The following is a 26,987-nucleotide window of genomic DNA, read 5'->3' as shown; positions in this document are numbered from 1 at the left end:
CGGATAATGTTCTTCTTTTTGATTATTCGCCCGTTATAGCTTCACTATACCAAAATTTTTACCGGGCGGAGCCATAGATACCACAGCATAAAGTGGGTCAGAATGTTGCCGTATTACCATTAAATGACAACTGCATGTGGGGTAATTAGGTGTAATATGTTACTTTCTCGTTGTGATTTTGTATAAAAATAGGTTTCGAACTATGCCACAGCACTCACATTTTGATGCCATCATCATTGGCTCAGGCCCTGGCGGAGAAGGCGCCGCGATGGGACTGGTTAAACAAGGCGCCCGGGTTGCTGTCATCGAACGCTATAACAACGTCGGTGGCGGATGTACTCACTGGGGAACCATCCCTTCCAAAGCATTGCGTCACGCCGTCAGCAGAATCATCGAATTTAACCAAAACCCGCTCTACAGTGATAACTCCCGCACCCTGAGCTCCAGTTTCCCGGATATTTTGCGTCATGCAGATTCCGTCATTAATCAGCAAACCCGCATGCGTCAGGGTTTCTACGAAAGAAACCAATGCCAGCTGTTCTCCGGCGACGCCAGTTTTGTCGATGCCAATACCATCAACATCCGCTACGCCGATAACACGCACGAACAAATCACCGCCGACAACATCGTGATTGCCTGTGGTTCGCGCCCTTACCGTCCGGCCAACGTCGATTTTGGTCATCCGCGCATTTATGACAGCGACCTGATCCTCGAACTGAGCCACGAACCCCGCCACGTCATCATTTATGGCGCGGGCGTTATCGGCTGCGAATATGCCTCTATCTTCCGCGGTCTGAACGTAAAAGTGGACTTAATCAACACCCGTGACCGGTTGCTGTCTTTCCTCGATCAGGAAATGTCAGACGCGTTGTCTTATCACTTCTGGAATAACGGTGTAGTTATCCGCCACAACGAAGAATTCGAGATGATTGAAGGCGTGGAAGACGGCGTGATCATGCACCTGAAATCCGGTAAGAAAGTGAAAGCTGACGCGCTGTTGTACGCTAACGGACGCACCGGTAACACTGACAAACTGGGTCTGGAAAATATTGGTCTGGAAGCCGACAGCCGCGGTTTGCTCAAAGTAAACAGCATGTATCAGACGGCTTTGTCGCATATTTATGCCGTCGGCGACGTCATTGGCTATCCGAGTCTGGCTTCAGCGGCCTACGATCAGGGCCGCATTGCCGCACAGGCGATGATTCAGGGCGAAGCGAAAGTGCATCTGATCGAAAACATTCCGACCGGCATTTATACCATTCCTGAAATCAGCTCCGTCGGCAAAACCGAGCAGGAACTGACGTCCATGAAGGTGCCTTACGAAGTGGGCCGCGCGCAGTTTAAACATCTGGCACGCGCGCAAATCGCCGGAATGAATGTGGGGAGCCTCAAGCTGCTGTTCCATCGTGATACCAAAGAAATTCTGGGTATTCACTGCTTTGGAGAGCGCGCTGCCGAGATTATTCACATCGGCCAGGCAATCATGGAACAGAAAGGCGAAGGCAATACTATCGAGTATTTCGTTAATACCACCTTCAACTATCCGACCATGGCAGAAGCTTATCGCGTAGCGGCACTGAACGGATTAAACCGCCTTTTTTAAGCCCGCGGCTTTATCCATATAAGGTTGCATGTGCTCTTTGATGGCTTCAGCCAGTTGTTCATAGCGCCCACGCAGTGGCGAACCGGGACGATATACCAGCGCGATTGTGCGACGGGGTTCCGGTTTGTCACACGTCAGATACGTGACGCCATCGCGGCTGCGCTCATTCGGCACGGCCAGCGAAGGCAGCAAGGTAATGCCACTTCCCGCCGCTACCATATTACGCAGCGTTTCCAGACTGGTTGCGCGGAAATGCGTATCTTCGTCCGCCCCTGCCTGGAAGCAAAAACCGAGCGCCTGATCGCGCAGACAATGTCCGTCTTCCAGCATCAGCAGTTTTTCACCCGCCAGATCTGCCATCGCCACGCGATCGCGTGATGCCCACGGATGATCGTCGTAGATCGCCAGTTTCATCGGCTCATCAAACAGCGGCACTTCAATAAAAGCTTCGCTTTCTTTGACCAGCGCCAGAATTGCGCAATCGAGTTTTCCGCTGTCGAGCTGAGCCAGCAACTGATGGGTTTGCGCTTCGTGCAGATACATTTCGAGTTTAGGGAATGTTTTATGCAGTGAAGGAATGATTTGCGGCAAAAGATAAGGCCCGACGGTAGGAATTAGCCCGATATGCATCGGCCCGGACATCGCTTCGCCCTGCTGGCTGGCCATCTCTTTGAGGACTTTCACTTCACGCAGCACCGTGCGCGCCTGATCCACCAGCAGTAAACCGGCTTGTGTGAACAGCACCTTACGACTGGTTCTTTCAAGCAGCATCACGCCCAGTTCATCTTCCAGCTTACGGATTTGCCCGCTTAACGTCGGCTGGCTGACATGGCAGGAATCTGCTGCACGACGAAAATGGCGGAACTCTGCCAGTGCCACAAGATACTCTAAATCACGAATGTTCATTTTTCCTCCAGTCCCTATAAGGCAATGCGATAGCCGATAACGATAGATAAGATAGCAATCAACGATTATATCTATCAACCATTATCGTGAATAATGCCTTTCAACGAAACGGCAATGCCGAAAATAATTCATATTCTATCGATTAATTAAGAGGTTATTCATGTTTGCAAGCCAGGAAGGGAAACACGTACCGCACGTTACTTTTCACACCCGCCAGGGCGATCAGTGGGTAGATCTCAGCACCGATGAATTGTTCAAAAACAAAACAGTGATTGTCTTTTCACTGCCGGGTGCATTTACCCCGACCTGTTCTTCAAGCCATCTGCCGCGTTACAACGAACTGGCACCGGTGTTCAGACAACACGGCGTCGACAGCATTCTGTGCGTCTCTGTTAACGACACGTTCGTCATGAATGCCTGGAAATCAGAACAGAAGGCATCGAACATTACCTTTATTCCGGACGGCAACGGTGAATTCACCAAAGGCATGGACATGCTGGTCGAGAAAGCGGATTTAGGTTTCGGCCCGCGTTCATGGCGTTATTCCATGCTGGTACGTAACGGCGTGGTCGAGAAAATGTTCGTTGAGCCAAACAAGCCGGGCGACCCGTTTGAAGTGTCAGATGCAGACACAATGCTGAAATACCTGGCACCCGAATACAAAGTGCAGGAATCGGTTTCCGTATTCACCAAACCGGGCTGCCCGTTCTGTGCCAAAGCCAAACAGATGTTGCAGGAACGCGGTATTCAGTATGAAGAAATCGTACTGGGCAAAGACGCCACCACCGTCAGCCTGCGCGCTGTCACCGGCCGCGCGACCGTGCCGCAAGTCTTTATTGGTGGGCGCCACATCGGCGGAAGCGACGATCTGGACGTTTACCTGCATTCAGAAACACAAGAAGTGTGCGAAGTTGCACAATAAGCTTCACCGGAAACAGCTGTAAGAAGTAAGACGATAATCCCTGCATTACCAACAAAAAAGCAAAGTTAGACTACGTGAACTTTCGGCGGGCTTAGTGCCCGCCATTTTTTGTTTCTGCGATCTCAGCCCGTTTTTTCCCGACCTTCTCCTGCAACACTTTGCGGTCAATTTATTCCGAATGGCAGGACGATGACGGCGCAAAAGCCCCGCACAAAAATCACTCAGCAGGATGTCGCGCGTCTGGCAGGCGTTTCCGTTGCTGCGGTTTCGCTGGTGCTTGGCGGCAAAGGACGGATATCCCCCGAAGGCGTGGAGCGTATTTATCAGGCCATCGATCAGCTCGGTTACCGTTTACCGGCCACACCGTCAGTCGCACCTTTCACACGAACGGGCATTCTGCTTTCACCAGATTGCGCTTTCGCCGCCGGTTTACTCCCCGAATTGTCCTGTGCGCTGCAACAAACCGGCTTCACACTTATCCCGGGCTACGCAGACACCTCAACGCTTCTGGAGCACGCCGCGCAGCTTCTGGCGCAGGACGTGCGCGGGATTTTCGTCTGCGGGAAATTACTCAATGCGCAGCCTGATACGCTGAAAGCCCTGCATGCGCGGGCGACGGCGCGGCATGTGGCGCTGACCGGCGTCGGCACGCATTTCCATACCGGTCCGCTCGCGACAATTCATCCCGACAATGCGCTGGCCGCACACATGGCAACGGACGCGTTACTTCAACAACAGCACCTGAATATTGGTTATCTCGGCGGGGAAAATCATTCGCTGGTTCGCGCCGAGCGGCTGGGCGGCCTTTCGCTCGCGCTCGGGAAAGCCGGTCTGGCGTTTTCCGCATCGTTAAGTCAGCCCTGTGCAGCGACATTTGACGACAGCTTCCGCGCAGTCACTCAGCTCATTAAACAAAGCCCCAAAATTTCCGCGATCCTTTGCGACAACCCGACGGTATTACTGGCCGCGCATCACGCGCTGGCCGAAGGTTTGCAAACCTCCCGATGGCGGCTGTTCTCGCGGCGCATCGCTCTGGCTGGTTTCGGCGAGTGCGAACATTCCCTGAAACTGGCTTTGCCTCTGGTTGCCACACGTCATACCGAGATGGCGACACGGGCAGTTGAATGCCTGCATGCGCAGCTGGCCGGAGAGTCATTATTGCCTGACGACCCGCGTCTGAAGGTATCTCCGGCGTTTCTCGCTTCTGCTTAAAAAAACCGGCGAAAAATTTTACCCGTTTTATTTATCAATTCTGAACCCTGCCTTTTGACGGTTTTTCCGCCAGCCCCAATGCTGTGAGCATTGTTTTTCGGATGGTTAACGTCAATGACTGACTTCGCAGCGCATGCCCGGGATCGGGCGCAGCATTTTCTCACCTTACTCGCCCAGTGGGTGGCGATCCCTTCGCCGTTCGACGCTGCCAGCCTACAGCCGGATGCGCCTTTTGGCCGCGGCGTTGCCGACGCGCTCAGCTGGTGGCAAAAACTCGGCGACGACGCCGGGCTGAACACACTCAATGTCGACAACCACGCCGTGCATATTGAATACGGCAGCGGCGAGGAAATCGTGTATGTCTTTGGTCACGCTGACGTGGTTCCCGCCGGTGACGGCTGGCATTTTCCGCCGTATCAGCTCTCGCGGCTGGGCGACAATCTGATCGGTCGCGGCGTCGTGGATGACAAAGGCCCGATGATTGCCGCCTGGCTGGCGCTGGATATTCTGCGTGAACTGAATCTTCCTCTCTCACGCCGCATCCGGCTGGTGGCGGGCGGCAACGAAGAGAGTGGTTTCCGCTGCATTCGCCGCTATTTTGAATCGCAGCCGCAACCTGCTTTTGCTTTTACGCCGGACGGAAAATTCCCGGTGATTTACGGCGAAAAAGGCTCTTTGCTGGTCACGCTGACGTCCCCGGTTGAACAGCCTGGTTTGACCGTGTCCTGCGGCAGCGTGCTGAACACCATCCCTGACGTCGCCCGGCTGAACGGATTGTCGCTCTCCTCTGGCGGTTGGACGTTACCCGACGGTTTTACGTTGCTGGCCGAACCGGGACAAATTAATCACTGGCAGCTTTATGGTCGCGGCGGACACTCCTCAAAACCGGAGGCCTGCCTTAATCCGATTGCCGGTGCCGCGCAACTACTTCATCAACTTTTCAGCGCACGCTGGACACAACAACTTTGCGAAATCACCGCGCCGGAAACCGGCCAGAGCGGCGTGCAATTCGCGCTGGATACGCCGGGAGAATGCGGTCAGATCCTGCTGGTTCCCGTCGTACTGAACATCAAAAACGGGATGGTGTCGCTGACGCTGAACGTCCGTTATCCCGAAAACCTGACCCCGGAATACATCGCTGAACGGCTTACGCTCTGGAATCTCAGCTGGCCCGACAGCCGCATCAGCATTGAGCCGGTCAAATCACCGAGCCTTTATCCGCCGGACAGCGCGCTGGTGAAGACGTTGCACGAGATTTACACCCGTCATACCGGCGATACAAACCACCCGTCGCGCACCACCGGCGCAGGCAGTTACGCCAGCGCAATGCAAAACGCGGTGATTTTTGGCTGCGAATTTCCCGACGGCTCTTCCGGCAATACACACTGCGCGGACGAATACGGCAGCCTGAGCCGTTTTATCAGCGCCATCGGCATCTACGCCGAAGCCCTTTACCGGCTGGCAAATCTGCCCGCCGCTCCTTCCGATAACACGAGGTAATTCACGATGTCTGCAAAAAAACTGATTGCGCTGTGCGCCTGCCCGATGGGTCTTGCTCATACCTTTATGGCAGCCGAAGCCATTGAAGTCGCCGCCCGCCAGCGCGGTTATGACGTGAAAATTGAAACGCAGGGTGCCGACGGTATTCAGAACGAACTGACGGCAGAAGATATCGCGCAGGCCACAGTCATCATCCATGCCACCGGCATTACGCCGCAAAATATCGAGCGTTTTAACGGCGTCGAAGTGTATGAAGTTGAACTGAAAGATGCGGTGAAAAATGCCGGCGGACTGATTGATGAGATTGAGGCCGATCAGGCTCAGTGATCCCACTTTTACTTTTTTAAGCGCGAGGAGTTTTCCGTGGCGATAAGAAAAAGAGTCATTAATACCGGTCACAGTCAGGCATCCGACACACCGCCTGCGGGGCCTGCAGGTAAAGGCCAGAGCCATGCCTGGAAAGAATTTAGCAAACACATCATGACCGGTATTTCCTACATGATCCCGGTGCTGATCATGGGCGGTCTGATTGGCGCGCTGTCGCAAATCATTCCTTATGTTTTTCTGGGAATGTCGCCGGACGAATCCATTATGGGGGCGCTCAACAGCGGGCGATACAGCGGCAGTTCGGTCTGGATGCTGCAAATCGCCAGCATCATGGAAAGCTTCGGTTTCACGCTTTTTGGCTTCGCCATTCCGATGTTCGCAGCATTTACCGCCAACTCCATCGGCGGAAAAACGGCGCTGGCGGCCGGGTTTATCGGCGGCTATGTCTCGATTAAACCTGTCGCCATTCCGGCTCTGATCAATGGTGAATGGGCAGCCGCTGCGCCGGTCGCTTCGGGCTTTCTGGGTGCTATCGTGATCGCGTTTGTGGTCGGGTATTTCGTCCGCTGGCTGAACAACACCATCAAACTGCCACACAACTGGCTGGCGTTCAAAACCACCTTCTTCATCCCGCTGATTTCCGCCATTGTCGCGATGTTACTGATGGTTTTCCTGATAACCCCAATCGGCGGCTGGCTGAACACGCTCATCCGTGAAGCGTTGCAGGCCGCTGGCGCGGCGGGCACATATTTCTACGCCACCTTACTGGCAGCGGCGACGGCGTTTGATCTCGGCGGACCGGTGAACAAAGCCGCCGGGTTTGTGGCGCTCGGCTTTACGACGGAAAAAGTGTTGCCGATAACCGCGCGCTGTCTGGCGGTCGTTATTCCTTCGTTCGGCCTCGGGCTGTCTACGGTGATCGACAAATGGCTGGTCGGGCGGCGTGTTTACGATCGCCAGTTCAATCAGATTGGCCGCACCGCGATTTTCCTCGGTTTTATGGGGATTTCCGAAGGCTCGATTCCGTTTGCGCTGGAACGTCCGGGGTTTGTCATTCCGGTATACGTGGTGGGGGCAATTATCGGCGCGCTGCTCGGGGTTTCACTGGGTGCCGTGCAATGGTTCCCGGAATCCGCCATCTGGGCATGGCCGCTGATCAGCAACATTCCGGCCTACCTGATGGGTCTGGCGGGCGGTTCGCTGTTTATCGCCGTGACCTGCGTGTTCTACCGTAACCGTTTAATCAAAAAAGGGCTGCTCGACGTCGCCTGAACCCGGAGAAAATAATGAGTCGTCAGCAACGTCTGGGCGTTCTGCGCCAGCTTATGCAGGAACAGCACCTACCCGCCGTGCTTCTGACCGACAGGTTCAGCAAGTACGCGGTAACAGAACTGTACAGCGCGTCGGGGTATGTGCTGGTTACGCCAGCCGACCTGTGGATTTTGGTCGATGGCCGCTACAGCGCCGAATGCCGGCAGAACAACCCGGACGTTGAGGTGCTGACGCTGACCGCCGAAAACCCGCTCGCGGATGTGATTAAACGGCTGATCCCCGGTAAACCGTTGTTTGCAGATGCCAGCCAGTTATCGCATCTTGCGTGGCAGGCGCTGGAAAAACAGTGCAACGTGACGCTGCAACACCGGGATATGTCGTTTTTGCGCGTGCATAAATATCCCGATGAAATCGCCAAAATCCGTGAGGCTGCGGCGATTGCTGACCGCGCGCTGGAAACGGTCATGCCGCTGATCCGGCCAGGTATCAGCGAAAAAACGCTGGCGGATCATCTCGAAATGGCGGTGAGACAAGCTGGCGGCAGTAAAACGTCGTTCGATACCGTGGTGGTTTCTGGCCTGCGCGGCGCGTTGCCACACGGGCGTCCGACCGATAAAAAGCTGATGACCGGTGAACTGGTGACGATAGATTTCGGCGCAGTGTATCAGCATTACTGTTCGGATATGACGCGCACTTTCGCGCTGGGCAACGTCAGCGCGGAACTGAAAGCAATTTACGACACGGTACTTCTCGCCCAGCAGTCCGCACGTGACGCCGTCAGGCCGGGAATTCGTTGTCAGGAACTTGATGCCGTGGCGCGAGATATTATTGCAGCGGCGGGTTTTGGCGGGTACTTCAGTCACAATCTGGGGCACGGTTTAGGGCTGGATGTCCACGAAGCGCCGGCGCTCAGCCCGCAAAATGCGCAGCAGCTGGAACCGGGAATGATCATCACCATCGAGCCGGGTATTTATGTGCCGGGTCTGGGCGGCGTGAGAATTGAAGATGACGTGCTGGTGACGGAAAGGGGCAGCGAGGTACTGACGCACAGCCCACGGGCGTGGAAAGACATCTGTTTCTGAAGTGATTTTCTCCCCCTTCACAGGGGGAGAAGCCGGAAAGCTTAAAAACCTAAACGCGCTTTCGCGTCGGCAATGGCCTGCGCCACCTGCTGCGGAGAAACACCGCCTTTGGCCGCACGTTTATCAAGACAGGATTGCAGTTCGAGAATGGCGTAAACGTCATCGCCAATCACGCTGCTGAATTTCTGCAAATCCGCCAGCGGCAATTCTTCCAGCGCTTTGCCCTGATGAATCGCTTCGACCACCGCTTCACCCACAATATGGTGCGCTTCACGGAACGGCACGCCTTTGGCAACCAGATAATCCGCCAGTTCGGTAGAATTCGCGTAACCCTGCTGCGCGGCTTCTTTTGCACGCGGACGTTTCACCTGAATCCCGTCCAGTACCAGAGATGCCATGTTCAGGCAATCCAGCCAGGTATCGAGCGCGTCGAACAGCCCTTCTTTGTCTTCCTGCATGTCTTTGTTGTACGCCAGCGGCAGACCTTTCATGGTCATCATCATGCCGGTCAGTGCGCCCTGCACACGACCACATTTGCCACGGATCAGCTCCAGCGCATCCGGGTTTTTCTTCTGCGGCATCAGGGAAGAGCCGGACGTCACGCGGTCGGACAAATCAATAAACGCCGCTTCGCCGGTGTTGAAGAAAATCAGATCTTCGGCGAAACGGGAAAGGTGAACCATGCTGATGGCGGCGTTGGACAACAGTTCCAGCACGTGGTCGCGGTCGGAAACGCTGTCGAGGCTGTTGCGGGTCGCTGAAGCAAAACCTAACCAGCCCGCCAGTTGCTCGCGATCCATCGGATACGCTGTACCGGCCAGTGCGCCACAACCCAGCGGGCTGACGTCCAGACGGGTCAGGGTATCTTTCAGGCGGCTTTCATCACGCGCCAGCATTTCCACATACGCCATACACCAGTGCGCAAAAGTCACCGGCTGCGCGCGCTGCAGGTGGGTATAACCCGGCATCACGGCGTCCTGATTGGCTTCGGCCGTCGCGACCAGCGCCTGTTGTAAATGATGTAACGCGTCACCCAGTTCGACGACCTGCGCTTTACACCACAGTTTAATGTCGGTTGCGACCTGATCGTTACGGCTGCGGCCTGTGTGCAGTTTTTTGCCAAGATTGCCGACTTTATCGATAAGTTTGCCTTCGACCCAGCTGTGAATATCTTCAGCGTCGCTGGCTAAAATAGCGCGGGGATTGGCACGGACTTCTTCCAGCAAAACGGTCAGGGCTTCTTCCAGCTGGATTTGCTCGTCAGCAGTTAATACGTTGACGGTCACCAGCGCTTTGGACCAGGCAACCGAGCCCACGATATCCTGTTCTGCCAGCCGGTAATCGAAACGCAGTGAGTCATTGAGTTCTTTAAACCGCTGGTCTGCTGCCTGAGTAAAACGTCCGCCCCAAAGTGCCATTTTCCTGCTCCTGAATTAATTATGCAAAAGGGCGCACTATGCTGCGCCCTTGAAAAGCGTATACCGAATGCGCCGCCGTTGCGTTACGCCAGAATACGTGTGCCGATGGCGACGCCGTTAAACAGTGCCGGTAATTGTTCGGCGTGGCGCCAGCTGGCGATGTCCACCGGACGGCCTAGAGAACGTGCGGCGTCCAGCGCGGCGTGAACTTTGACGATCATTCCGTCGGTGATAATACCCTGCTCGATAAGCTGTTCGGCTTTCTCTGCGCTCATTTCCGGAATGCGCTGGCCTTTACCATCGAGAATGCCGCTGACATCAGATAGCAGGATCAGATCTGCACCCAGCGTGGCTGCCAGCGCCGTCGCTGCCTGATCCGCGTTAACGTTCATCAGCTCGCCCGCAGCGGTAATACCGATTGAGCTGACAATCGGCAGATAACCGGCGCCATGCAGAGTGTTAATCAGCGCCGGATTGCCCGCTTCGGCTTTACCCACGAAGCCCAGAGATTCATCCAGCTGGGTCACGCTGACCGTACCGCCGTCTGCCAGAGACAGGCCAACGGCGTTAATGTGGTTTTTCACCGCCCACGCCAGCAGGGTTTTGTTCGCGCTGCCCGCCAGTGCGCCGGTAATAATGTCAATCTGATCGGCCGGCGTCACACGCAAACCGGCTTTTTTCACGACAGGAAGATTCAGCTTTTTCATCAGCTCATCAACCAGGCAGCCGCCACCGTGAACGATCACCAGCGGGCGATGATATTCCTGACGATAAGCCACGACCGCCATGAACAGGCGCTCAAGTGCTTCTTCATTATCCAGCAACACACCACCTAACTTGATGACTAACGGATTCATAGCTGTTCGTGCCCCGACCGGTTGAGAATGTTAATTAATAACAATGCGTTTAATTTAATCTACCATCCCTGAACGTCTGAATAAACGCTCAGGGACGCGTGTTTTCTGTTTGCTGACAATCTGAGGATTGTTAAAGCAGGGATTGCGTTTCCGGGAAGCCAAAGCGGATATTCATGCACTGCACAGCCTGCGCGGACGCGCCTTTCAGCACGTTATCCTCCGTCGCCACCACAATCAGATGTTCGCCTTTCACCGCGAAGCCGATATCACAGAACGGCAGGCCGACCACGTCTTTCAGCGCCGGAACGCCCCTGGTGTACAGACGCACCAGCGGTTTGTCGTGATACGCATTGTGGAAAGCTTCTGCCACATCCTCCTCCGTCACACCTGCATTCAGACGGCATGTAATAGTCGCCAGAATACCGCGCGGGAAGTTACCCAGATGCGGCGTGAAAATCACCGGCACGCCAAGATGCTCGGCGATTTCCGGCTGATGGCGATGGCTGAAAAGTTTGTACGGCTGAAGGCTGACTTCACAGAAGCTGTTGCCCAGCGTGGCTTTGCGGCCTGCACCGCTGACGCCGCTGGTGGCGTTGATCACCGGCCACTGGCTGTCATTGAGCAAACCGTTTTCGATAAGCGGTTTCAGCGCCAGCTGAGAAGCGGTCGGGTAACAACCTGGCACAGCAATCAGCTGCGCGTCTTTTAATTTGTCAGCCTGCCATTCGGCCAGGCCGTACACGGCTTTATCGAGCAAATCGAGATGCTGATGCTCGAAACCGTAGAATTCGGTGTAAAACTCAGGTTTGCTGACGCGGAAAGCTCCCGAGAGATCGAACACCACGCAACCCGCCGCCAGAAACTGCGGGGCCAGGTCATGGCTGACTTCATGCGCGGTCGCCAGAAACACCACATCGACACCTTTCGCTGCTTCCGCCACGTCTTTGAGCGGCAAAACAGGCAGATCGACGATGCCTTTCAATTGAGGGTGCAAATCGGAAAGCAATTTTCCTGCATCTGCACTTTGCGCTGAAACCGTTAAACCGGTTATGTTCATATGTGGGTGGCGGTTCAGATAGGCCGCGAGTTCGGCTCCGGCATAACCTGTGGCACCAACAATCAGCGTATTCAACATAGGGTCTGTTCACCTTCTCAATTTTGGGTAAGGAGCCGGATAATTATTCTGGTTTCCTTACGCACTGGCTTATTGTATTTTTATTCACAATTATTGCATGAATATGAATACTACCCTAACTAAAGGCTGTCAACAGTGAAGATGAAATTACCTCCTTTTATTGAGCTCTATCGGGCGTTAATCGCAACCCCTTCCATCAGCGCAACGGACGCTGCTTTGGACCAGAGCAATGAGACGCTAATCCATTTACTGGCAGGCTGGTTCGGTGATTTAGGCTTCAAAGTTGAAGTACAGCCCGTCCCAGGTACGCGCAATAAATTCAATATGTTAGCCAGTACCGGCGAAGGTGCCGGCGGCTTACTGCTGGCTGGTCACACCGACACCGTTCCGTTCGATGACGGACGCTGGACACGCGATCCTTTCACCCTCACCGAGCATGAAAATAAGCTCTATGGTTTGGGTACTGCCGACATGAAAGGTTTCTTCGCGTTTATCCTCGATTCACTGCGCGATGTTGATCTGACCAAACTGACTAAACCGCTGTATATTTTAGCGACGGCGGATGAAGAAACAACGATGGCCGGTGCCAGCTACTTTTCTAAAAATGCGAAAATTCGTCCGGACTGCGCAATCATCGGCGAACCGACCTCGTTGAAACCGGTTCGTGCGCACAAAGGTCATTTGTCGAATGCCATCCGCATCACCGGTCAGTCCGGCCATTCCAGCGATCCGTCGCGCGGCGTGAACGCCATCGAGCTGATGCACGAGTCGATTACCCATCTGATGACGCTGCGCAATACGCTGAAAACCCGTTACAACCACAGTGGGTTTGTGATCCCGTATCCGACCATGAACTTCGGTTATATCAACGGCGGCGACGCGCCAAACCGTATTTGCGCCTGCTGCGAGATGCACATGGATATTCGTCCGCTGCCGGGCCTGACACTGGCTGATATCAACGGTCTGCTCAACGAAGCGCTGGAGCCTGTCAGCCAGCGCTGGCCGGGCCGTCTAGCTATCGAAGAACTGCATCCGCCGATCCCGGGCTATGAATGCCCGCCGGATCACCCGCTGGTTCAGGTGGTCGAAAAGCTTTTGGGCGTGGAAACGGAAATCGTTAACTACTGCACCGAAGCGCCATTTATTCAGGAACTGTGTCCGACGCTGGTTCTGGGGCCGGGTTCTATCGATCAGGCGCACCAGCCAGATGAATATATTGATACCGCGTTCATAAAACCGACACGCGAGCTGATTTCTCAGGTCGTTCATCACTTCTGTTATCACTGATCCTGAATCAGGGTTGATGAAGAAACAATCAGGGCGCTTCCGGGCGCCCTTTGATACTGTACAAATGATGGATTAGCCAAACTGATATCGTCGCGGTTGTAATTAAATTTCAGCGACATCGCCAAAAAGACCATTTTTAACGTGAGTGATCGGGTGTTTTTGGGTTAAAACAGGTGCGGTATTTAAAAAGTATGGCCAGGTTGGCGGGTGAACGGGGCATGAATGCCTGACGGGTGAAAGTTATTTACAGAATATAAAAATCAAACGAGAGAACGGGTCAGAGGTGATATGAACGAACAATATTCCGCAATGCGAAGTAATGTCAGTATGTTAGGTAAATTGCTGGGCGACACGATCAAAGATACGTTGGGAGAACATATCCTGGATCGTGTTGAAAAAATCCGTAAGTTGTCCAAATCCTCACGTGCAGGAAATGATGCAGATCGTCAGGAATTGCTGTCAACGCTGCAAAATCTCTCGAATGATGAGTTGTTGCCCGTTGCCCGTGCTTTCAGCCAGTTCCTTAATCTAGCCAACGTAGCCGAGCAATATCACAGCATTTCGCCACACGGCGAGGCAGCCAGCAACCCTGAAGCTCTGGCACAATTGTTCGATCGTCTGAAATCCAAAAATCTCTCTGAACAACAATTGCGTGACGCCGTTGACCAGCTTTCTATCGAACTGGTGCTGACCGCACACCCGACGGAAATCGCCCGCCGCACGCTTATCCACAAACTGGTGGAAGTGAATAATTGCCTCAAACAACTCGACCATAACGATCTGGCCGATTACGAGCGCAAACAAATTATGCGCCGCCTGCGTCAGTTAATTGCGCAGTCATGGCACACCGACGAAATCCGTAAGAACCGCCCTTCTCCGGTTGATGAAGCCAAATGGGGTTTTGCGGTGGTCGAAAACAGCCTGTGGGAAGGCGTTCCTGCTTTCCTGCGTGAACTGAATGAGCAGCTTGAGACATCACTGAATTACAAAATGCCGGTGGAAGCCGTGCCGGTGCGTTTCACTTCCTGGATGGGCGGCGACCGCGACGGTAACCCGAACGTGACTGCCGATATTACCCGCCACGTTCTGTTGCTGAGCCGCTGGAAAGCCACCGATCTGTTCCTGCGCGATGTCGCTGTGCTGGTTTCCGAACTCTCCATGACCGAATGTACGCCGGAACTTCGCGAGCGGGCCGGTGGCGCGGATATCCTCGAGCCGTACCGCGAAATCATGAAACAGCTGCGTACCCAGCTGACCACCACGCAGGTGTATCTCGAAGCCCGTCTGAAAGGCGAACGCGTTGCGCGTCCTCATGATTTGCTGGTGAAAAATGAACAACTCTGGGCACCGCTTTACGCCTGTTACCAGTCGCTGCTGGCCTGCAATATGGGCATCATCGCGAACGGTCAGTTGCTCGATACCCTGCGCCGCGTACGCTGTTTCGGCGTGCCGCTGGTGCGTATCGACGTGCGTCAGGAAAGTACCCGTCATACCGACGCGATCGCTGAAATTACCCGTTATCTGGGGCTCGGCGATTACGAAAGCTGGTCAGAATCCGACAAACAGGCATTCCTGATCCGCGAACTGAATTCACAACGCCCGTTGGTGCCACGCCACTGGGAACCGAGCGCCGATACCAAAGAAGTGCTCGATACCTGCCAGGTGATTGCGGAAGCGCCGGAAGGCTCTATCGCCGCTTATGTCATTTCCATGGCGCGTACGCCGTCTGACGTTCTGGCCGTGCATTTGCTGCTTAAAGAAGCCGGTTGTCCGTTCCCGATGCCGGTTGCGCCGCTGTTCGAAACGCTGGATGACCTCAATAACGCCGACGATGTAATGAAGCAATTGCTGAGCATCGACTGGTATCGCGGCTTCATTCAGGGCAAACAAATGGTGATGATTGGCTATTCCGACTCCGCGAAAGACGCGGGCGTGATGGCAGCTTCATGGGCGCAGTACCGCGCACAAGACGCATTGATCAAAACCTGTGAGAAAGCCGGTGTCGCGCTGACGCTCTTCCACGGACGCGGCGGTTCTATCGGCCGTGGCGGTGCGCCAGCGCAAGCTGCGCTGCTCTCTCAGCCGCCGGGCAGCCTGAAAGGTGGCCTGCGCGTGACCGAACAGGGCGAAATGATCCGCTTCAAATTTGGTCTGCCGGAAGTCACCATCAGCAGTCTGGCGCTGTATACCTCCGCCATTCTGGAAGCCAATCTGTTGCCACCGCCTGAGCCGAAAAAAGCCTGGGTGGACATCATGGAACAGCTGTCTGACGTTTCCTGCAAAATGTATCGTGGTTATATTCGCGAGAATAAAGACTTCGTGCCTTACTTCCGTGCGGCGACACCGGAGCAGGAACTGGCGAAACTGCCACTGGGCTCACGCCCCGCGAAACGTAAAGCCAACGGCGGCGTGGAAAGCTTGCGCGCGATTCCGTGGATCTTCGCCTGGACGCAAAACCGTCTGATGCTGCCAGCCTGGCTGGGCGCAGGTGCTGGTTTGCAGGCCGTTGTCGATGACGGGAAACGCGATGAGCTGGAAGCCATGTGCCACGACTGGCCATTCTTCTCTACGCGTATCGGTATGCTGGAAATGGTGTTCGCCAAGGCCGACCTGTGGCTGGCGGAATACTACGATCAGCGTCTGGTCGAAAAAGAACTGTGGCCGCTGGGCGCGAAACTGCGTGAGCAGCTGGCAGGCGATATCAAAGTGGTGCTGGCGATTTCCAACGACGATCATCTGATGGAAGATTTGCCGTGGATTGCTGAATCTATCGCATTGCGTAACGTCTACACCGACCCGCTTAACGTGCTTCAGGCTGAGTTGTTGCACCGTTCACGTGAGTTGGAAAAAGACGGCAAGCAGGATGCGAATGTCGAACAGGCCCTGATGGTAACCATCGCAGGCGTTGCGGCCGGTATGCGCAACACCGGTTAGTTCAGCCGTAAAGCCCAAAGAAAAACCCGCGAATTCGCGGGTTTTTTGCTTTCTGCATTCGGGACATTGTTTACTTATTTACTTAAGCACGAACCGGAACGGCGATGTCAGGGCGTACACCCAGCGTATGGCAAATTGCGTAGCTCATTTCAGCACGGTTCAGGGTGTAGAAATGGAAGTCCTTCACGCCTTCGCGGCTGAGGATTTTCACCATGTCCATCGCGATATTTGCGCCGACCATTTTGCGGGTTTCCGCATCATCGTCCAGCCCTTCAAACTGACTGTTCATCCAGTTCGGGACACGCACGTTAGTCATGGTGGCAAAACGCGTCAGCTGTTTGAAGTTGGAAACCGGCAGAATGCCCGGCACGATTTCAACATCAATGCCCTGACCCGCACAGCGGTCACGAAAACGAAGATAACTTTCTACGTCGAAGAAAAATTGTGTAATGGCGCGGCTGGCGCCCGCGTCGATTTTACGCTTCAGGTTGATCAAATCTGCCTGTGCGCTTTTGGCTTCCGGGTGAACTTCCGGATAAGCCGCCACGGAAATATCGAAATCACCCACTTCCTTCAGCAGATGCACCAGATCGGTGGCATACATATCCGGTTTACCGCCGCCCGCCGGTAAATCCCCGCGCAGCGCGACGATATGACGGATGCCGCTTTCCCAGTAATCCTTCGCAATCTGACGCAGTTCATCACGGCTGGCATCGATACAGGTCAGGTGCGGTGCCGCTTCCAGACCGGTGCGCTCTTTAATGCCTTTGATGATGCTGTGTGTGCGGTCACGCTCGCCGGAATTAGCACCGTAGGTCACGGACAAAAACTTAGGCTTAAGGCTGCTGAGACGGTCGATGGAGCTCCACAACGTATCTTCCATCTCGCTCGTGCGCGGCGGGAAAAACTCGAAAGAAACGTTAATCTGACCCTGCAACTCTGCCAGATTTTGGTTCAGCGCTTCGCGCTGGTTTGCGTGGAAAAAGCTCATAAACACTACCTCATGGATCACTGCGTTTTAATTATTGGCTTATATGGTAAGCGTCTAGACGTCTAAACGTATGGATAGACAATGGAGGAAGTGAGCAAAACTGTCAACTGCAAAAATGCATATGCATGTGATTAATCTTCACTCAAATTGAAAGAATTTCATGTTAGGGGAAAGTGCAGAGGAAGAGATGAGGATAAGTCTGTAAGCCCCCTTCCGGCAGTAGCCGGAAGGGGGTGGGTAATTAAAGCAACTGAGTCAACCGGTTAAGGTCAGATTGCAGTGCGCCAGCGGTAACATCACGCCCGGCACCCGGCCCGCGGATGACCAGCGGGTTGTCGCGATACCAGCGGCTTTCGATGGCAAAAACGTTATCGCATGGCAGCAACGCGGCCAGAGGATGGTCTTCTCGCACCGCTTCGACACCAACGCGCGCTTTACCGTTAGCATCGAAACGCGCCACATAACGCAGCACCAGACCCATTTCGCGGGCGGCTTCCAGACGTTGCAGCATTTGCTGGTTCAGCGCTTCGCCGTCCTCAAAGAACTGATCGACGGAACCCGTTTCACATCCGGCCGGCACCAGCGATTCCACACGGACCTGCGTCGGTTCAATTTCATAACCCGCTTCACGCGCCAGGATCACCAGTTTACGCATCACGTCCTGACCGGATAAATCATCACGCGGATCCGGCTCAGTCAGCCCCTGCTGCCACGCTAAATCCACCAGTTCGGTGAACGGCAGCGTGCCGTCAAATTGCAGGAACAGCCACGACAGGGTGCCGGAGAAAATCCCGCTAATGGCCAGAATGCTGTCGCCACTTTCGCGTAAATCGCGCACCGTATGGTTGACAGGCAAACCGGCGCCGACGGTGGCGTTATACAACCAGTGGCTGTCGGTTTTGGAAAACGCATCACGGATCTGACGGTATTTATGGGTGTCCGACGCGCCCGCCAGTTTATTCGCGCTGATCACATGGAAACCGTAGCTGGCGAAATCCAGATACTGATCGGCCAGTTCTGCGCTCGCCGTGACATCCAGCACCACCAGATCATCATAAGGATGCGCACGCATCCACAGGAACAGCGATTCTTCGTCGTGTGTCTGAGACTCATCGTCGAAGAAGGCCAGCGCACGGCTGGCATCCAGACCTTCGTAATTGAGCAGGCTGCGTTTGCTGTCGACCACACCGGCCAGCACAAATTCGAAACCGCTGCGGGCAGAAATATTCTTTTGTTCACGGGCAAACAGTTCCAGCCAGCGTGAACCGATATTGCCTTTACCAAACAGCATCAGACCAATTTGTTTTTCAGCGCGGAACAGGGTTTTGTGCAGCCCCTGAATCAGATGAGCGGTCGGACCGACGCGCAGTACAGCCACCAGGCTGATGCCGTCTTCCGACTGCCAGATGAATTCGATCGGCTGATCTTTCATTTCCTGATAGAAACGGTGGCTGTGCAGCGGGTTTTTACACACGCCCGCACCGACCAGCGCTACCATTGCCAGCCCTTCACGCAGCGTCAGGCGCCCCGGTAATGCGGCATCTTCCAGCACCTGCAAGGCGCTGCCCGCCACTTCGGAGGTATAGCAAAATTGCAGCAGATTGCGGTCAGGATGCACGCCGGTACACAGCGGTTTGATCTGCGCACGCTTAAGCAGCAACTCAACATCTTTTTGTGCCAGCGCAAAATCATGCGCAGACGGAATAGCCATTTCGATCAGGCAAATATCATCGTGGCTGGTGACAATTTTTGCGCCCGTGCCGGAAGCCAGCACGCGTTCGATACGCGTCGAGCCCTGCTCCGGTTTGTAGCTACAGCGCAGCTGTAAATCGATATCGCTGCCGGAAACCGGCTGCAAAGTGCGGGTATGCAAGACCGGTGCGGCCAGACGCGCCAGTTCACTGGCTTCATCCAGACGCAGCAGCGGCAACAGGCAGGCATCTTTCACTTTACGGGGATCGGCGCTGTAAACCCCGGCGACGTCACTCCAGATGGTAACGCGGCTGGCGTTCGCCAGTGCGCCAATTTGGGTGGCGGAATAGTCGCTGCCATTACGGCCAAGCAGAACGGTTTCACCGGCGTCACTGCGGGCGATAAACCCGGTCACCACCAGATATTGCTGGGGATGCTGCGCGATAAGCTGTTGCAGAAGCGGATAAGAACGCCCTTCATCTACCTGCGGCTGGGCCGCGCGTTCAGCACGCAGAAATTCGCGCGCATCCAGCCAGGCGGCAGGCAGCTCCATTTTGCACAACACAGCAGACATCAGTCGTGCAGACCAGATTTCGCCATGACCGACGACTTCTGCGTAAACCGCATCGGTCATCTTGTCATCGAGCAAAACAGCCATACGTTCGAGGTCATGAATAAAAGAAGCAATAAGCGGTTCTGCCATTTCCGGCGGAAGCAGGCCGGAAATCAAATCACTCTGATACCGGCGCAAGGCCTGCTGAACCTGATGCGCGGAAAGCCGGTCGGTCTGGCTCAGTTTCAGCCAGCTGATCAGCTGGTTGGTTGTGCTGCCCGCCGCCGACACCACCATCATGTCGCCCGGCTTTGCGTACTCAGCCATAATACCTGCGACGCGCAGATAACATTTCACGTCAGCCAGGCTGCTGCCACCAAATTTGTGCAACTGCCGGCTTCCCGCCGGCGCTGCAACCGCTATTGCATTCATACTTACCTCGTTGCCACTGACTGGAATGCGTGTTCCAGATCAGCAATCAAATCTTCGCTGTCTTCAAGACCTACAGAAATACGGAGCAAGCTGTCAGAAATCCCGGCGGCTTTACGCGCTTCCGGCGCCATGCCAGCGTGTGTCATGGTTGCCGTATGAGAAATCAGGCTTTCGACGCCTCCCAGTGATTCTGCGAGGGTAAATAACTTCAATTCTTTCAGGAAATGACGCAGCTGTGCTTCATCTCCGTTAAATTCAAAACTGATCATGGCCCCGAAGCCACGTTGCTGACGGCGGGCAATTTCATGCCCCTGGTTTTCCGGCAGCGACGGATGATACAGCTTTTTGACCTGCGACTGTTTTTGCAAATACGCCACAATCGCCAGCGCATTTTCCTGCTGTTGTTTTACGCGAACCGTCAACGTGCGCAGGCCACGCAACAGCAGATAGCTGTCAAATGCCGCGGCGGTCACACCAATATTGTTCGCCCACCACGCCAGTTCAGTTGCATGCTCTGCGGTCTTAGATATTACCGTACCGGCGACCACATCAGAATGCCCATTCAGATATTTCGTACAGGAATGTACAACTAAATCCGCCCCCAGCTTCAGCGGGTTTTGCAACGCCGGGCTCAGGAACGTGTTATCCACCACGGTTAGCGCGCCAGCCGCGTGAGACGCCGCACAAATCGCCTCGATATCGACCACGCGCAGCAGCGGGTTGCTGGGGGATTCAATCAGCACCAGTTTTGGTTTTTCCTTCAGCGCTTCGGCCAGCGCCTGCGGGTCACCCTGATCGACAAACAGCACGCGGTAAGCACCGCGCTTGCTCAGGCTGTCGAACAGACGGTAGCTGCCGCCGTAGCAATCGTGCGGCGCAACCAGCAAATCACCAGGTTTGAGAAACACCGTACACACCAGATGGATTGCGGACATCCCGCTGCTGGTGAGCACCGCGCCCGCTCCGCCTTCCAGATCGGCCAGCGCACGCTGAGCGATATCACGCGTCGGATTTCCGCGGCGTGAATAGTCATGGGCTCTCGGCTGATTGAAATCTTCAAAGTTGTAAGTGCTGGAAAGGGCGATAGGCGGAACTACACAACCATATTGCTGATCATTGTTCAGGCCACTGCCCACGGCAATGGTGGCTTGCTTGTGCGTCATAGTCGTTTCTTCCTGACGAAATGCGGAGGATGAGGGTGTAAAGAGTAACGCCCGGAATTATAGACGTCAATACATCTGGACATCTAAACTTCTTTGCGTATAGATTGAGCAACAGGGCAATAACCGCTAAAATTATGACGTTAATGAAGATGTCCGGCAGATCCGTTGCGTGAAGCAATTAAGCGCAAGGCGACAAAATGAACAATGCCGCAGGGCAAATCGTGAGGTATCCCTGTAAAATGACGACATTTATTTAGTGAGAACAGTGAAAATCGGGCATAATCACGCGGTTTTCAGTATTTTATTTTTTGATAAATTTAAGGTGTCCCATGGCTGAGTGGAACGGCGAATATGTCAGCCCTTACGCTGAACACGGTAAGAAAAGTGAGCAAGTTAAGAAAATCACGGTATCCATTCCGCTGAAAGTCCTGAAAATTCTCACCGATGAACGCACCCGTCGTCAGGTGAATAACCTGCGTCATGCGACTAACAGTGAATTATTGTGTGAAGCTTTCCTGCATGCGTTCACCGGTCAGCCTTTGCCGAATGACGAAGACCTGCGTAAAGAACGCAGTGACGAAATCCCGGAAGCGGCGAAGATCCTGATGCGTGAACTGGGTGTTGATCCTGATACCTGGGAATATTGAGAAACGCTGAGATTTTCTGACAGCCCTGTGCAATTCATTGTGCGGGCTTTTGACGAGCGGGCGATCAATATAACGTTTTGAATCACTGAAGGTTTTGTCTGGCGGGAAGTGAAACGACAGGCAACAAAAAAGGCGCCAAAGGCGCCTTTTTTTGCTCTCAAGCGTAAGCTTATTTGCTGCTTGGAACGCTGAAACGCTTGTTGAAGCGGTCAACGCGGCCACCGGTAGCGACTTCACGTTGCTTACCAGTGTAGAACGGGTGACATTCGCCACAAACGTCCAGGTTCAGATCGTGACCCACAGTTGAGTGAGTTTTGATTACGTTACCGCATGAGCAAGATGCAGTAACTTCTACGTATTTAGGGTGAATACCTTTTTTCATGGAAAACCTCTTCTTAAGGCCGCGTCGCTATCCAACCCTGTTCCGTCAGACACCACGCGTAGTGGATGATAGGCTTTAGTACGAAATGCACTAAAGGCGGCGAATCATACAGAATCTCTGAGAACCGCGCAATGATGTTCATGCATTTCGAAGGACACAGTGTACACTATCTCGTCATTTTTTTATAGTCTGGACCCACAATGCCTGTTGCCCACGTCGCGTTACCTGTTCCACTTGCCCGTACTTTCGATTACCTCCTGCCGCCTGGATTGCAGGTTTCTCAGGGTTGTCGGGTCAGTGTGCCTTTCGGTAAACGCGACGCCATTGGCATCGTGACGCGCGTCAGCGACTCGAGCGAATTTGGCCTGGATAAGCTGAAACCCGTGCGTGAAGTCCTCGACTCTTCCAGCCTTTTCACGCCCGATCTGTGGCGCATCCTGCTCTGGGCTGCCGACTATTATCATTTCCCGATTGGCGAAGTGTTGTTTCACGCGCTGCCGGTGTTGTTACGTCAGGGGAAACCCGCTGAACTGACGCCGCTCTGGCAATGGTTTGCCACCGAACAGGGGCGCGCCACGCCGCTCGACAGCCTGAAACGTGCGCCAAAACAGCAACAGGCGATGGCGGCACTGATCCAAAAACCGCTGTATCGCCATCAGGTTGCTGACCTCGATCTGACCGATACTGCTTTGCAGGCACTACGGGCGAAAGGGCTGACAGATTTACGCAGCATCGCGCCTGCCACACAAGACTGGCGCAAAGATTTCTCCGTCGTGGGCGAACGCCTGCGCCTGAATACCGAACAAGCCACCGCTGTCGGAGCCATCCGCAGTGAAGATCAGCAGTTTTCTGCCTGGCTGCTGGCCGGGGTAACCGGTTCGGGTAAAACCGAAGTGTATCTGAGCGTGCTGGAAAATATTCTCGCGCAGGGCAGTCAGGCGCTGGTGATGGTGCCGGAAATCGGTCTGACCCCGCAAACCATCGCGCGTTTTCGCGAACGTTTCAGCGCGCCGGTCGATGTTTTGCATTCCGGTCTCAACGACAGCGAGCGACTTTCAGTGTGGCTGCGGGCGCGTAATGGCGAAGCCGGAATTGTGATCGGCACGCGCTCGTCGCTGTTCACGCCATTTGCACGTCTGGGCGTTATCATTATCGATGAAGAACACGACAGCTCTTATAAGCAGCAGGAAGGCTGGCGGTATCACGCGCGGGATCTCGCGGTGTATCGCGCCCACGCGGAAAACATCCCCATTATTATGGGCTCGGCAACGCCTGCGCTGGAAACGCTGCACAACGTGGAACTGGGCAAATATCGCCAGCTGAAGCTGACCAAGCGTGCCGGTAACGCCAAACTCGCGCGGCAAAATTTGCTGGATTTAAAAGGGTTGCAGCTGAAAGTCGGGCTTTCCCAGCCGCTGATCCAGCGCATGCAGGAACATCTTAAAGCCGACAATCAGGTCATGCTGTTCCTTAACCGCCGCGGCTATGCGCCTGCCCTGCTCTGCCACGAATGCGGATGGATTGCTGAGTGTCAGCGCTGCGACCACTATTACACGCTGCATCAGAACCAGCGCCAGTTACGCTGCCACCATTGCGACAGCCAGCGTGCCGTGCCGCATCAGTGCCCGCATTGCGGTTCGACGCAGCTGGTGTCAGTCGGCGTCGGCACCGAGCAGCTGGAAAACGAGCTGGCGCCGTTGTTCCCCGATACGCCAATCACCCGCATTGACCGTGACACTACCAGCCGTAAAGGTTCGCTGGAACAGCATCTGAACGAAGTCCATCGTGGTGGCGCGCGTATTCTTATCGGCACGCAAATGCTGGCGAAAGGCCACCATTTCCCGGATGTCACGCTGGTCTCGCTGCTGGACGTTGACGGCGCGCTGTTCTCGGCGGATTTCCGTTCAGCAGAACGTTTTGCCCAGCTTTATACTCAGGTTTCAGGCCGTGCCGGTCGTGCAGGCAAACAAGGTGAAGTGGTTCTGCAAACGCATCATCCTGAACATCCGCTGTTGCAGGTTCTGTTGCAGCAAGGCTACGACGAATTCGCAAAACAGACGCTTGCCGAGCGCAAGAGCGTCTTTCTGCCGCCTTACACCAGCCACATTATGATCCGCTCAGAAGACCACGATAATCAGCAGTCGGCGCTGTTCCTGCAACAGTTGCGAAATCTGCTGGAATCCAGCCCGCTTAAAGATGATTCGTTGTGGATTTTAGGGCCGGTGCCTGCGCTTGCGGCCAAGCGCAACGGACGTTTCCGCTGGCAGCTCTTATTGCAGCATCCTTCCCGCCGCGTTTTGCAGCATCTGATCAAAAGTTCTCAACCGCTGATTACCAGCCTGCCGCAGGCTAAAAAAGTGAAATGGACGCTGGATGTCGATCCGATCGATAGCTAATCCGCATAAATAGTCAGGATTTCTGCGTGATGGATCGAAAAAAGCATCTGCATCACACTTTTAATGCAAATTAGGTAACAAATCCTACTCACATTCTGTTTAGAATGTGATGAGCTACACAGCATGGGTAGCCAGGTGAGGAATGTGGATGTTGTTGTGTCAGTTTGATGCTGTTGCAAGGAGAGATGCGTTGGATCACAAGAAAGAATTACCCGCCGCGACAATGAAAGATGTGGCAGAACAGGCAGGCGTTTCAACAGCAACGGTATCCCGCGCGTTAATGAACCCGGAGAAAGTCTCCGCATCTACCCGTCAGAAGGTCGATCAGGCTGTCATGGCCGTAGGATATTCTCCCCATGCCTTGTCCCGAAACCTGAAACGCAACGAATCGCGAACTATTCTGGTGATCGTCCCGGACATCTGCGATCCGTTTTTTGCCGATCTGATCAAAGGGATCGAACGCACCGCCGCCGAAAGCGGTTATCTGGTGCTGATTGGCGACTGCGCTCAGCAAAACCAGCAGGAAAAAACCTTTATCAATCTGATCATCACCAAACAGATTGATGGCATGTTGCTGCTCGGTTCTGATTTACCTTTCGATGCCAGCAAAGAAGAACAACGCAACCTGCCGCCGATGGTGATGGCCAATGAATTTGCGCCCGAACTGGAACTACCGACGGTTCATATCGATAACCTGACTGCCGCGTTTGAAGCGGTGCATTATCTGCTGAATCTGGGCCACCAGCGTATTGCCTGTATCGAAGGGCCGAAACATATGCCGCTGTGCCAGTACCGCTCGCAAGGTTATGTGCAGGCGCTGCGTCGCAACGGGATCAGCGTCGAAAACGCACTAACCGCTCAGGGCGATTTTACCTATGAATCCGGCGCGCGGGCGGTGAGCGAACTGATGGCGCTGCCTTCTCCGCCAACGGCCATCTTCTGCCATAACGACATTATGGCGATTGGTGCGATGTTCCAGGCGAAGAAAATGGGTTTACGTATTCCGCAGGATTTATCGGTTGTGGGCTTCGATGACATCAAAGCCAGCCAGTTTACCGATCCTCCGCTGACCACCGTCGCGCAGCCAAGATTCCAGCTTGGTCGTCAGGCTATGTTATTATTACTTGAGCAGTTACAGGGAAATCCGGTACAAAACGGTTCGCTTCTGCTTGATAGTGAGCTGGTCGTACGCCAAAGCACGGCCGCCCCGAAAGCGTGAGTCAGTTTTTGATTTGTTATATATGCAGGGTTAAGTAACATGACGCACTTCTTCATTCATCACGACACAGCGAAACGATAGTGGCACAAAGAGACTATGTAAGCCGTGGGCGCTCAGGAGCGCGGCGGAAAAGTACCAGCCGGAGTAAAAAACGCAGTTCCCCAACGATCTCCAAAACCATGGTGGTGTTAGCCGTTGCGGTACTGGTGGTGTTTGTCGGTGGCCTCTATTTTATTGCGCACAATAAACATGAAGAAGCGGCGGTACTGCCGACGCATGTTGTTCGTCCGGGTAACGGATTGCCGCCTAAGCCTGAAGAACGCTGGCGTTATATCAAGGAGCTGGAAAACCGTCAGATGGGCGTCACCACGCCGACAGAACCGACGGCGGGCGGTCAGGTTGAATCCAAAACTCAGCTGACGCCGGAACAGCGACAGCTTCTCGAGCAAATGCAGGCCGATATGCGCCAGACTCCAACACAGCTGTCTGAAGTGCCGTATAACGACCCAAGTCAGGTCGCCACGCGTCCGGCTCAGACGCAGCGTCAGGTTCAGCAACAACAGCCAACTTATGCCCAGCAACAGCCGGTGCAGACACAGCCGCGTCAGGTCCAGCAGCCAACGTACACGCCTCAAACGCAGCCGGTACGCGCGCCGCAGGCTCAGGTGCAAACGCAGCCTGTTCAGCCAAAACCTAAGCCACAGGTGAAAGAACCGGTCAGGGAAGTGCCGAAAGAACAACCGAAAGCACAGCAACCGGCTGCCATCACGCAGGCAGCGCCAGAAAAACCGAAAGAGCAGGAAAAAACCCAGCGCTTTATGGTGCAGTGCGGTTCATTCAAAGGCGCCGATCAGGCGGAATCCCAGCGAGCCAAGCTGGCATTCGAAGGGTTTGAAGGCCGAATCACCACCGGTGGCGGCTGGAGCCGAGTGGTTATCGGCCCGTACAACAGCCGTTCTGGTGCTGACAGCACACTATCGCGTCTCAAAGGCGCTGGCATCTCCGGTTGCATTCCCGTCGCAACCGGGGGTTGAAAACCCGTAATCCTTCCCCAATC

21 protein-coding genes are annotated in these 26,987 nt (G+C 54.5%); 13 read left to right on the top strand and 8 right to left on the bottom strand.

Translation table 11 applies throughout. The annotated features are described in order from the left end of the window. The first annotated feature begins 202 nt into the window (after nucleotides 1-202). Nucleotides 203-1,603, top strand: a complete 1,401-nt coding sequence (gene sthA / locus J1782_RS13435; protein WP_152325046.1) for a Si-specific NAD(P)(+) transhydrogenase — start codon at nucleotides 203-205, stop codon at nucleotides 1,601-1,603. Here sthA and oxyR read toward each other — a convergent pair. Continuing rightward, nucleotides 1,586-2,509 carry a DNA-binding transcriptional regulator OxyR gene (gene oxyR, locus J1782_RS13430; RefSeq protein ID WP_152325045.1) on the bottom strand — a complete coding sequence of 308 codons (924 nt, stop codon included), beginning with the start codon at nucleotides 2,507-2,509 and terminating at the stop codon, nucleotides 1,586-1,588. The two genes, sthA and oxyR, sit on opposite strands and share 18 nt — an antisense overlap. A 160-nt stretch (nucleotides 2,510-2,669) precedes the next feature. On the opposite strand from oxyR, the gene J1782_RS13425 reads away from it, so the two are divergent. The 6 genes from J1782_RS13425 (at nucleotide 2,670) to J1782_RS13400 (ending at nucleotide 8,824) form a co-directional block, all read left to right on the top strand. Then, nucleotides 2,670-3,431, top strand: a complete 762-nt coding sequence (locus J1782_RS13425) for a glutathione peroxidase (RefSeq protein WP_152325044.1) — start codon at nucleotides 2,670-2,672, stop codon at nucleotides 3,429-3,431. 189 nt (nucleotides 3,432-3,620) lie between these two features. Further along, entirely contained in the window at nucleotides 3,621-4,643 is a 1,023-nt protein-coding gene (locus tag J1782_RS13420; protein WP_217153315.1) for a LacI family DNA-binding transcriptional regulator, read from the top strand. Between the two features lie 114 nt (nucleotides 4,644-4,757). Continuing rightward, nucleotides 4,758-6,143 (top strand): Sapep family Mn(2+)-dependent dipeptidase, encoded by a 1,386-nt coding sequence (locus J1782_RS13415; protein ID WP_217153314.1) that lies wholly within the window; start codon nucleotides 4,758-4,760, stop codon nucleotides 6,141-6,143. A 6-nt stretch (nucleotides 6,144-6,149) separates the two neighbouring features. Then, nucleotides 6,150-6,470: a PTS fructose transporter subunit IIB gene (locus J1782_RS13410; RefSeq protein ID WP_152325041.1), complete on the top strand. Its 321-nt coding sequence runs from the start codon at nucleotides 6,150-6,152 to the stop codon at nucleotides 6,468-6,470. Nucleotides 6,471-6,506: 36 nt separating this feature from the next. Next, nucleotides 6,507-7,742 (top strand): PTS fructose transporter subunit IIC, encoded by a 1,236-nt coding sequence (locus J1782_RS13405; RefSeq protein ID WP_204902584.1) that lies wholly within the window; start codon nucleotides 6,507-6,509, stop codon nucleotides 7,740-7,742. Between the two features lie 14 nt (nucleotides 7,743-7,756). After that, the gene (locus J1782_RS13400; RefSeq protein ID WP_152325040.1) at nucleotides 7,757-8,824 is read left to right on the top strand and encodes an aminopeptidase P family protein; all 1,068 of its coding nucleotides are present in this window, start codon (nucleotides 7,757-7,759) and stop codon (nucleotides 8,822-8,824) included. 41 nt (nucleotides 8,825-8,865) lie between these two features. Here J1782_RS13400 and argH read toward each other — a convergent pair whose 3' ends face one another. From argH to argC, 3 genes are all read right to left on the bottom strand, one after another. Continuing rightward, nucleotides 8,866-10,242, bottom strand: a complete 1,377-nt coding sequence (gene argH / locus J1782_RS13395) for an argininosuccinate lyase (RefSeq protein WP_152325039.1) — start codon at nucleotides 10,240-10,242, stop codon at nucleotides 8,866-8,868. Nucleotides 10,243-10,325: 83 nt separating this feature from the next. Continuing rightward, nucleotides 10,326-11,099: an acetylglutamate kinase gene (gene argB / locus J1782_RS13390; protein ID WP_152325038.1), complete on the bottom strand. Its 774-nt coding sequence runs from the start codon at nucleotides 11,097-11,099 to the stop codon at nucleotides 10,326-10,328. A gap of 130 nt (nucleotides 11,100-11,229) precedes the next feature. Next, a complete protein-coding gene (gene argC / locus J1782_RS13385; RefSeq protein ID WP_165062034.1) occupies nucleotides 11,230-12,234 on the bottom strand; it encodes an N-acetyl-gamma-glutamyl-phosphate reductase in 1,005 nt (334 codons plus the stop codon). A gap of 135 nt (nucleotides 12,235-12,369) precedes the next feature. On the opposite strand from argC, the gene argE reads away from it, so the two are divergent. Both argE and ppc read left to right on the top strand, forming a co-directional pair. Next, on the top strand, nucleotides 12,370-13,521 hold the full coding sequence (gene argE, locus J1782_RS13380; RefSeq protein ID WP_165062032.1) for an acetylornithine deacetylase: 1,152 nt from the start codon (nucleotides 12,370-12,372) through the stop codon (nucleotides 13,519-13,521). Between the two features lie 288 nt (nucleotides 13,522-13,809). Beyond that, nucleotides 13,810-16,455 (top strand): phosphoenolpyruvate carboxylase, encoded by a 2,646-nt coding sequence (ppc, locus tag J1782_RS13375; RefSeq protein ID WP_152325035.1) that lies wholly within the window; start codon nucleotides 13,810-13,812, stop codon nucleotides 16,453-16,455. 82 nt (nucleotides 16,456-16,537) lie between these two features. Here the strand turns inward: ppc and metF are convergent, their stop codons facing one another. The 3 genes from metF to metB all read right to left on the bottom strand — a co-directional run bounded on the left by metF (nucleotide 16,538) and on the right by metB (nucleotide 21,286). Beyond that, nucleotides 16,538-17,446: a methylenetetrahydrofolate reductase gene (gene metF, locus J1782_RS13370; RefSeq protein WP_152325034.1), complete on the bottom strand. Its 909-nt coding sequence runs from the start codon at nucleotides 17,444-17,446 to the stop codon at nucleotides 16,538-16,540. A gap of 241 nt (nucleotides 17,447-17,687) precedes the next feature. Then, nucleotides 17,688-20,123: a bifunctional aspartate kinase/homoserine dehydrogenase II gene (locus J1782_RS13365; protein ID WP_217153313.1), complete on the bottom strand. Its 2,436-nt coding sequence runs from the start codon at nucleotides 20,121-20,123 to the stop codon at nucleotides 17,688-17,690. A 2-nt stretch (nucleotides 20,124-20,125) separates the two neighbouring features. Next, nucleotides 20,126-21,286 (bottom strand): cystathionine gamma-synthase, encoded by a 1,161-nt coding sequence (metB, locus tag J1782_RS13360; RefSeq protein WP_152325032.1) that lies wholly within the window; start codon nucleotides 21,284-21,286, stop codon nucleotides 20,126-20,128. Nucleotides 21,287-21,615: 329 nt separating this feature from the next. On the opposite strand from metB, the gene metJ reads away from it, so the two are divergent. Then, nucleotides 21,616-21,933, top strand: a complete 318-nt coding sequence (gene metJ, locus J1782_RS13355) for a met regulon transcriptional regulator MetJ (RefSeq protein ID WP_004392248.1) — start codon at nucleotides 21,616-21,618, stop codon at nucleotides 21,931-21,933. Nucleotides 21,934-22,102: 169 nt separating this feature from the next. Here metJ and rpmE read toward each other — a convergent pair whose 3' ends face one another. After that, complete coding sequence (rpmE, locus tag J1782_RS13350) at nucleotides 22,103-22,315, bottom strand: 50S ribosomal protein L31 (protein WP_152325030.1); 213 nt, start codon at nucleotides 22,313-22,315, stop codon at nucleotides 22,103-22,105. Nucleotides 22,316-22,515: 200 nt separating this feature from the next. Between rpmE and priA the strand changes: the two genes are divergently transcribed. The 3 genes from priA (at nucleotide 22,516) to ftsN (ending at nucleotide 26,964) form a co-directional block, all read left to right on the top strand. After that, nucleotides 22,516-24,711, top strand: coding sequence for a primosomal protein N' (gene priA / locus J1782_RS13345; RefSeq protein WP_152325029.1), 2,196 nt, complete (start codon nucleotides 22,516-22,518; stop codon nucleotides 24,709-24,711). Between the two features lie 190 nt (nucleotides 24,712-24,901). Continuing rightward, entirely contained in the window at nucleotides 24,902-25,930 is a 1,029-nt protein-coding gene (cytR, locus tag J1782_RS13340; protein WP_152325028.1) for a DNA-binding transcriptional regulator CytR, read from the top strand. Nucleotides 25,931-26,010: 80 nt separating this feature from the next. Further along, on the top strand, nucleotides 26,011-26,964 hold the full coding sequence (ftsN, locus tag J1782_RS13335; RefSeq protein ID WP_152325027.1) for a cell division protein FtsN: 954 nt from the start codon (nucleotides 26,011-26,013) through the stop codon (nucleotides 26,962-26,964). The last annotated feature ends 23 nt before the right edge of the window (nucleotides 26,965-26,987 follow it).

Origin of the sequence: Rahnella sp. BCC 1045 (genome assembly GCF_019049615.1) — a bacterium.
In the GTDB taxonomy this organism is placed as follows: Bacteria; Pseudomonadota; Gammaproteobacteria; order Enterobacterales; family Enterobacteriaceae; genus Rahnella; species Rahnella contaminans.
The sequence above is the reverse complement of the archived record's forward strand: the minus strand, read 5'-3'. Positions and strand labels throughout refer to the sequence as shown.